The organism is Paenibacillus diazotrophicus (assembly GCF_042610465.1).
In genome coordinates this window covers 123,923-132,011 of record NZ_JBGJZN010000010.1, presented here as the reverse complement: position 1 = coordinate 132,011, position 8,089 = coordinate 123,923, and the positions used below count along the sequence as shown (strand labels likewise).

Annotated in this window: 7 protein-coding genes and 1 riboswitch; all 7 genes read left to right on the top strand. The window is 51.6% G+C overall.

Annotated elements, in window-relative coordinates:
* Positions 1 to 327 precede the first annotated feature (327 nt).
* The 7 genes from ACAN54_RS27565 (at position 328) to purK (ending at position 8,084) form a co-directional block, all read left to right on the top strand.
* On the top strand, positions 328 to 1,068 hold the full coding sequence (locus ACAN54_RS27565; protein WP_379163343.1) for an acyl-[acyl-carrier-protein] thioesterase: 741 nt from the start codon (positions 328 to 330) through the stop codon (positions 1,066 to 1,068).
* 220 nt (positions 1,069 to 1,288) lie between these two features.
* Positions 1,289 to 3,427, top strand: a complete 2,139-nt coding sequence (locus ACAN54_RS27560) for a DNA topoisomerase III (protein ID WP_379163340.1) — start codon at positions 1,289 to 1,291, stop codon at positions 3,425 to 3,427.
* Positions 3,428 to 3,748: 321 nt separating this feature from the next.
* Entirely contained in the window at positions 3,749 to 4,978 is a 1,230-nt protein-coding gene (locus ACAN54_RS27555; protein ID WP_379163337.1) for an MFS transporter, read from the top strand.
* A gap of 80 nt (positions 4,979 to 5,058) precedes the next feature.
* On the top strand, positions 5,059 to 5,322 hold the full coding sequence (locus ACAN54_RS27550) for a DUF1294 domain-containing protein (protein WP_074102819.1): 264 nt from the start codon (positions 5,059 to 5,061) through the stop codon (positions 5,320 to 5,322).
* A 26-nt stretch (positions 5,323 to 5,348) separates the two neighbouring features.
* A complete protein-coding gene (locus ACAN54_RS27545) occupies positions 5,349 to 5,783 on the top strand; it encodes a universal stress protein (RefSeq protein WP_379163333.1) in 435 nt (144 codons plus the stop codon).
* Between the two features lie 161 nt (positions 5,784 to 5,944).
* Positions 5,945 to 6,046, top strand: a riboswitch (purine riboswitch).
* A 242-nt stretch (positions 6,047 to 6,288) separates the two neighbouring features.
* Positions 6,289 to 6,774 (top strand): 5-(carboxyamino)imidazole ribonucleotide mutase, encoded by a 486-nt coding sequence (gene purE / locus ACAN54_RS27540; RefSeq protein ID WP_379163330.1) that lies wholly within the window; start codon positions 6,289 to 6,291, stop codon positions 6,772 to 6,774.
* Positions 6,775 to 6,887: 113 nt separating this feature from the next.
* Positions 6,888 to 8,084 carry a 5-(carboxyamino)imidazole ribonucleotide synthase gene (gene purK / locus ACAN54_RS27535; RefSeq protein WP_379163348.1) on the top strand — a complete coding sequence of 399 codons (1,197 nt, stop codon included), beginning with the start codon at positions 6,888 to 6,890 and terminating at the stop codon, positions 8,082 to 8,084.
* Positions 8,085 to 8,089 lie beyond the last annotated feature (5 nt).

Below are 8,089 nucleotides of genomic sequence, written 5' to 3'. Positions count from 1 at the left end.
GTTAAGCCCTCCAGCGCCGATGGTACTTGGACCGAAGGGTCCTGGGAGAGTAGGACGCCGCCAAGCACTGAAAGCCATTGTTGAGCAATCAACAGTGGCTTTTTTGTTTTTTAATATATGTGAAATTTGTTGATAAACCCAGGTTTGTGGATATTACAAGACCTAAGAAGAATTTCGGAGAAACTTATCCACATGTGGACAAAAAGATTATTAATTAATTGGAATCGAAGTACTCCCCATTTTGTGTGGATAGTGTAGAATAATTGTGGATATGATGGTTCAACTAATAAAATGTTAATGTTCTTGCATTGTAAAGGAGATAAAATAGTGGATAAATCAACAACATCCCTGTGGACAGAGCAATTTGCTGTACAGGCAAACGACACGGATTACCGTTCACAGGCAAAACTCTCTTTTCTTTTAGAAATATTGCAACGCACCGCTGATGCTGCTGTAAATGCGCTGGGTTTCAGCCTGACTCATATGCAGGATGCTGGAATGGGTTGGATGCTGATTACGCTAGATCTTGAGATTCGCCGGATGCCACGGATAAATGATCAATTAACAGTGCGAACGTGGAGTAAAGGAACCAAAGGAGCATTATGGCAGCGTGATTACCGGGTTTATGATCAGGATCATATAGAGGTAGCTGTGGCGCGTTCCATATGGGCGTTGGTGGATATCGAAAAAAGGAGAATTTTACGGCCAACTGCTATATCAGTGCCCGTGATCCATTATGATGGGGATTCGGTAGGAAGTATGCCAGAGAAAGTAACCATTTCAGAAACTCTAAGTCTTCATGAAGCTTATGCATACAAAGTACGGTTCAGTGGTCTGGACAGTAATTTACATTTGAACAACGCCAGGTATGGTGAGATCTGTAGTGATGCCCTGTCTATAGCCGAATGGGGATCCAGAGAGCTGAAGCGTTTCCGGGTAACTTATGTACAGGAAGCGAGGTTAGGCGATGAACTTCAGGTACAGCGCTCTGTTGTAACTGATGATGGTATATATATACAGGGTATAGCAGGTGATAAAGTGTTTTTTACCGCTTGTCTAGGATTCTAAAGAATTGGGAAGGCCGTGTTCTGCATGCAGATACGGCCTTTATTAAATAATAGCAGCTCAGTTGGTATAAATATTTAAGTAAAAGAATCCTCCTTATAGTTAAAAATGATTTATTTCAATGATTTATTAATAACAGGAGTTGTCTATTAAGTTGTCTGACGTTATTTGCGGACTTTGGGAAAATGGTATAATAGGGTTTTGACAGGGAAGGGAGAGAATTATGAAAGTATTGGTACTTGCGGAGAAGCCGTCAGTTGCCCGTGAGATTGCACGGGTGATGGGCTGTGGTAACAAACAGAAGAGTTATATTGAAGGACCGAAATATGTGGTTACTTGGGCTTTGGGGCATTTGGTGGGCCTAGCGGAGCCGGAGGACTATAACAATAAATATGCCAGCTGGGCATTGGAGGATTTGCCGATTCTGCCGGAGAAGGCGAAGCTTAAGGTGTTACGGGAGACAAACCAGCAGTATAAGGCAGTGCAGCAGCTGATGAAAAGACAGGACATTGAGGAACTGATTGTGGCTACAGATGCTGCACGTGAAGGCGAGCTGCTGGCGCGCTGGATCATGAATATGGCAGGCTGGAGGAAGCCGTTCCGGCGGCTTTGGATCTCTTCGCAGACGGATAAGGCCATTAAGGAAGGGTTTGCTTCACTCCGTCCGGGCCGGGATTTTGACCGGCTATATGAATCAGCCCGCTGCCGTGCCGAGGCTGATTGGATGATCGGGCTGAATGTGACGCGGGCACTGACCTGCAAGTTTGGCGCGCCGCTCTCTGCCGGGCGGGTACAGACACCAACACTGGGCATGATTATGGACCGGGAAAATGAGATAACAGGCTTCCGTTCTCAAGAGTATGATCAGTTGACGGCTGATTTTGGAAGCTTCCAGGCAGGCTGGAGGGCACAGGGCGGGGATGGACGTATTTTTGACCGGGACAAAACGGCGGTGCTAAAAGAGAAGCTTACCGGGCGTAGCGGACGGATTACCAAGGTGCAAAAGAGTGAGAGAAGTGAACCGCACCCGTTGGCCTATGATCTTACAGAGCTGCAGCGTGATGCGAACCGTAAGTTTGGCTTCTCGGCCAAACAAACCTCCAGTGTACTGCAGAAGTTATATGAACAGCACAAGCTGGTGACCTATCCGCGAACAGACAGCCGTTATTTAACATCCGATATGACGGGTACGCTCAAAGAGAGGCTGGATAGCATAGCTGTTGGTCCTTATGCAACATTAGCAAGACCTTTGCTGCGCAAGCCGTTGCCCATCACTAAACGGATTGTGGATGACAGCAAGGTGAGCGATCACCATGCGATTATTCCTACAGAGCAGACTGTTCTTCTAAATCAGCTGAGTGTGGAGGAGCGCAAGCTCTATGATCTCATTGTTCGTCGTTTCATCAGTCTGTTCTATCCAGCGGCACGTTATGATGCTGTAACTGTAACCGTAAATGTGGAAGGCGAGAGCTTCAGTGTTAAAGGAACAACGGTAAAAGATGCAGGCTGGCGTGAAGTCTACGGCGGAGATATGAGCAGTGATGACGAAGAAGAGAATGCCGCAGACGAACCGGCGCCGAGTACTGTAAAGCTGCCGGAGCTGCGTGAGGGAGAGGCCGTTACTGTGCAGCGCTGTGTGATCCGGCCAGGCCGGACGCAGCCGCCGAAACGCTATAATGAAGCTTCGCTTCTGACACAGATGGAGAAGCACGGACTGGGAACGCCGGCTACCCGCGCCGATATTATCGAGAAGCTGGTCAGCTCCGATACGATTGAACGGCAGGGCAATCTGCTTCACCCAACAGGGAAGGGTAAGCAGCTCATCGGCCTCGTGGCGGGACAACTGCGTACTCCAGAGCTGACGGCACGCTGGGAGGCGGAACTGGAAAAGATCGCCCGCGGACAGGGGCGTCCGGAGCCTTTTTTGCAAGGGATCCGCAGTATGGCTCAGGAATTGGTGTCTGGTGTGAAGAACAGCGGTGCGGAGTACAAGCCGCATAACGTCTCCAGCAGCCACTGCCCGAATTGTGGAACAAGAATGCTGGAGAAGAAAACCAAGCGAGGCAAGCTGTTGGTCTGTCCGGCAGATGACTGTGGATATACCCGAGCAGGAGAGAAACAACTGTCTAACCGCCGCTGCCCGCAATGCCACAAGAAGATGGAGCTTAAAGAGGGCAAAGCTGGCCTCTATGTCCAGTGCCTCGGATGCGGAATAACGGAGACCATGGATATGGATCACAAGCATATCAACAAGCGTGAGCAGCAGAAGCTGGTACAGCAGTACAGCAAACCGGAAAGTGTGGGGTCTAACCTTGGTGATCTGCTCAAAGCAGCTATGGAAGCCAAGGCGAAGGGTAAATAAAGAGATAAGCAGATTAAGGGATCAGCAGATAAGGGATACGGGATACGAGATCGGACAGATGTAAGTGTAGCGTCAGCTGGTTAAGGACTATTCCATATATATATAAAATAGGCTGCCGGATATGGCAGTCTTTTTTGTGGAGATAAATAGGATCGGTCTTATCTGTTGAAAAAGGGATGTTCCTGATTGTCAGCTCAAGGGAATTCTGGACTGTCCAATACCTACAAGATGTGTTTTACTTGAAGTCGAAGCGATACAGATAGTGTTTTCGGGAAAATAGAAAAGAGTAGGTGATATGGTGTGGCAGCGACACAGGAGGTAATGGACGCAAAACAAGCGGCTGAAATACAGGCGAGCTGGGGTGGCAGCCGTTTTTTCTTTTTAACAATTGTATTTATGTTCTGGTTCTCTTCTTATATCTATGTACCGGTGCTCTCGCCGTATGTGGAGCATTTGGGGGCTCCCTATATTATGGTTGGAGCGGTGCTTGGAGTATACGGGCTGATGCAGATTCTATTCCGGTTGCCGATCGGTATTGGTTCAGATATTCTAAACCGTCGCAGGCCGTTTATCTACCTTGGACTGATCGCCAGCGGCTCCAGCTGTTTGCTGTTCCTCGCAGGTGCAAGTCCTGGCTGGGCCTTGGCCGCACGTGCGGTATCAGGAATTGCAGCATCGGCTTGGGTTGTCTACTCGGTAATGTTTGCCGGATATTTTCCGAAGGAGCAAGCTGGAAAAGCCATGGGCATGCTGCAGTTCACCACGGTGATTGCCCAACTGGCGAGTATGATGATCAGTGGATATATAACAGAGCACTGGGGCTGGAATGCTCCATTTATTATAGGGGGACTGGTCGCAGCAGCTGCACTGATATTAGCGCTCCGGTTACCGGAACAGCAGCAGGACAAACGCGAAAATACAATCAAGATTAAAGATCTTGCAGAAGTGATCAAGGAACCGCTGCTGGTTAAAGTTTCACTATTATCGGTACTGGCGCATTGTGTGCTGTTCATTACGATGTTCGGATATACTCCGAATCAGGCCCTCGCCATTGGAGCGAGCAAGGAAAGCCTGGGCTGGCTTACGCTGGCATTCATGCTGCCCCATGCAGCTGCGACGTTATATGGTTCCCGCTGGTTCGGCAGGCTGCTGGGAGACCGGGGGACGCTGTTGCTTGGTTTTGCCGGAAGTGCAGTGTTCACTCTGCTGATTCCATCCATGCCGACACTTGCAGCCCTGTGTGCGACCCAGGTGGGTAATGGGTTTATGCAAGGATTGATTTTTCCATTACTGCTGGGCAAATCAGTCTCGGGGGTGGCTCCGTTCAAACGGGCGACGGCCATGGGGTTCTACCAGGCGGTGTACGCGATCGGCATGTCGGGTGGGCCTTTTGTGGCGGGATGGATGAGTTCAGCGTATGGATTGAAGGGTGGATTTTGGCTGGGAGGGATCGCGGCAATACTTGCTGCTTTGCTATCCTGGGTGTGGATCAGGGAAACAGGCGGAGCTGGTGGCCAGGAGCGAAGATACGGGCAGAAACTTGGCAGCTGATGTAAGGGTTATTGGTTTTTTGTCCAAAAGGGTAATATAATATATAGTAGATAGGATGTGTGGAGGAGGGGCTTGAAAGGATGGTCCAGGTTGTACTGCTATGGTTCGCACTCATTAATATTATAGGATATGTGGTCATGTCCGAGGACAAGAACAGGGCCCGTAAAAGGCGGGACCGGGTGCCGGAAAAAACATTGTTTCTGCTGGCATTCATGGGCGGAGCGCTGGGTGTTCTTATTGCCATGTACCGTAAACGTCACAAAACCAGGCATACTTCCTTCAGGATTGGAATTCCGCTCTTGCTGCTGCTGAATATCTTGCTATATGGTTACTTTTTGGGATAGATAAAACAGAAGAAGAGGTGGCGTACATGTTATTCTCGAAAATTTTGCTTGCCTATGATGGTTCCAAGGCTTCCAATCAGGCGCTGGAGCGCGCGATCGAACTGGCTAAGGTAACTCCGGGCTCATCCCTTTACGTCGTACACGCTTTCGAATTCCCGCGGTTTTTCATCGGGGAAGCTCTCGCGCCTCTGCCAGCTTCGGTGAACAAGGATTATTATGATTTGGCGGAACAGACTACCGATGAAGTGAAGGGCCGCCTGGAGGCGGAAGGATTGAATGCAACGGTTGAGCTGCTGCAGGGTTCTCCTGCTGAAGTGATATTAAGTTATGCTAAGACGCATGATGTGGATGTAATTGTAATCGGCAGCCGCGGGCTTGGCGGAATTCGTGAATTCGTTCTAGGCAGTGTGAGCCACAATGTGGTTCAGAGCGCGCGGATTCCTGTACTGGTAGTTAAATAATATATTTGCCTGGAGGAGCGCCGATGCGTTCCCCTTTTTTTCTTATAGGAAGTTAGATACCTTGCATGCAAGAGAATTAAAATGTGCTCAAAAGCGAACAATTTAACTCCTTTATATGACAATGTTCGTGTTTAAGTTGACATGAAGTGTAGGCCATTGTTAAGATGAACCTATGAAGAGCTCGTATAAAACCGGGGATAGGGCCCGGAAGTTTCTACCCGGTAACCGTAAATTGCCGGACTACGAGGGAATAGGATGACTTGAACGGCCGTCAGCACCGCCCCGGATCCGGGGCAGCGAGCTGTACGCTTGTCTTTGTTAGATGCCGCTGCAGCGATAATACCGATGCGGTAATCCTAATTCCTGCAGTAGTCTGGGTCCACCCGCAGCAAAATGCGTCTGGAATCCGGGCTTTTTTTTTCGGATTTATGGAAAACTGAATGGAAACAGGACAAACTTATAGCAACAAGAGTCTCTAAATCGGGAGTGGAAGGTAGGTTGAATCATGTCTGTGCAGGTTGGTGTCATCATGGGCAGCAAATCAGATTGGGAAACGATGGAGCAGGCTTGTATTGTGCTTGAGGAGCTGGGTGTAGCGTATGAGAAAAAAGTGATCTCAGCACACCGCACACCAGATCTAATGTTCCGCTACGCTGAAGAGGCGGCGGGCCGCGGCCTGCGGGTGATCATCGCTGGGGCTGGCGGTGCTGCACATCTGCCTGGTATGGTGGCAGCGAAGACGATGCTGCCTGTTATCGGTGTTCCTGTGCAGTCCAAGGCGCTGAACGGCCTGGATTCACTGCTCTCTATCGTGCAGATGCCGGGTGGCATTCCAGTGGCCACAGTAGCGATTGGCCGTGCCGGCGCCATCAATGCGGGGCTGCTTGCGGCGCAGATCATCGGCGCGTTCGATCCTGAGGTGCAGAGCCGGGCACAGCAGCGGCGCAATGCCATTGAGCGCGAAGTGCTGGAAAGCAGCGAGAGCCTATGAGGCCAGAGGAGCTGAAGGTGCAAGGCTCTGGCATAACGGGTCAAGGGAGCAGGGAACAGCTGAAGGCAGAGGATAAGGAGATTCCTAATCCAGTGGCTGCGGCTTCGGGAGACATGGCCGTGCAGGCTACGGGCACGGGCTTACCCCGTACGCTGCTGCCGGGGGCAACGATCGGCGTGCTTGGCGGCGGACAGCTTGGACGTATGATGGCGCTGGCCGGCAGCGCCATGGGTTACCGTTTCGTGGCGCTGGACCCTGCGCCGGATGCGCCCTGCGGGCAGGTAACGCCGCAGATTACGGCGGAGTACGATGACCGGGAGGCGGCGCGTCAGCTGGCACAGCGCGCAGACGTCATCACGTACGAATTCGAGAACGTTGACGCGGGCGTGGCCGCGCTGTTGACGGCTGAGTCGTACGTGCCGCAGGGCAGCGAGCTGCTGTATACAACACAGCACCGGCTGCGCGAGAAAGCCGCCATCGAGGCAGCGGGCGTGCGCGTTGCCCCGTACCGCAAGGTCGGCAGCCTGGCGGAGCTTACAGCCGCGGCTGCTGAGCTGGGCTTACCCTGTGTGCTGAAGACAGCCACAGGCGGGTATGACGGCAAGGGACAAGCCGTCATCCGTCAGCCGGAAGAGCTGGAGACCGCCTTCCGGCAGGTAGCGCCAGGCAAGGCAGCAGGGGAGGCCGAACCAGAGCTGGTTCTGGAGAAATTTGTCGCCTTCAAATGCGAAATTTCTGTGGTTGCCGCCCGTAGCGCCTCCGGTGAAGTCAAGAGCTTCCCGCCGGCAGAGAACATCCACGTGAACAACATTCTGCATTTGTCCATCGTGCCAGCAAGGGTGCCTGTGGAGATTCAGCGGCGGGCCTGTGAGCTGGCGGAGCAGATTGTTACCGGGATGAACGCGGTTGGATTGCTGGCCGTGGAAATGTTTGTGACTGAAGATGGTGAACTGTTCGTAAATGAGCTGGCGCCGCGCCCGCATAATTCCGGGCACTATACGATGGACGCCTGCGTGACCTCGCAGTTTGAGCAGCATGTGCGAGCCATCTGTAATCTGCCGCTTGGCGACACCTCCCTGCTGACCCCAGTGGTCATGGTGAACGTGCTCGGCCAGCATCTGGAAGGGGCCATTCAGGCATTCAGCACGGTGAATGAGGAAGCAAACCAGCTCGGAATAGCACCCAAGCTTCATATATATGGCAAGACCGAGAGCAAAACCGGCCGGAAAATGGGCCATATCAACCTGCTCTGCAAGGATACCGGCGACGGGCTGTCCTGGGTAGAGCAAACTAACCTTTGGAGGAACTGACCAGA

Coding starts and splice junctions, on each gene's coding strand:
- purK (WP_379163348.1), top strand. CDS start 6,888: ATGGCCGTGCAGGCTACGGGCACGGGCTTACCCCGTACGCTGCTGCCG.
- ACAN54_RS27555 (WP_379163337.1), top strand. CDS start 3,749: ATGGACGCAAAACAAGCGGCTGAAATACAGGCGAGCTGGGGTGGCAGC.
- ACAN54_RS27545 (WP_379163333.1), top strand. CDS start 5,349: ATGTTATTCTCGAAAATTTTGCTTGCCTATGATGGTTCCAAGGCTTCC.
- ACAN54_RS27560 (WP_379163340.1), top strand. CDS start 1,289: ATGAAAGTATTGGTACTTGCGGAGAAGCCGTCAGTTGCCCGTGAGATT.
- purE (WP_379163330.1), top strand. CDS start 6,289: ATGTCTGTGCAGGTTGGTGTCATCATGGGCAGCAAATCAGATTGGGAA.
- ACAN54_RS27550 (WP_074102819.1), top strand. CDS start 5,059: ATGGTCCAGGTTGTACTGCTATGGTTCGCACTCATTAATATTATAGGA.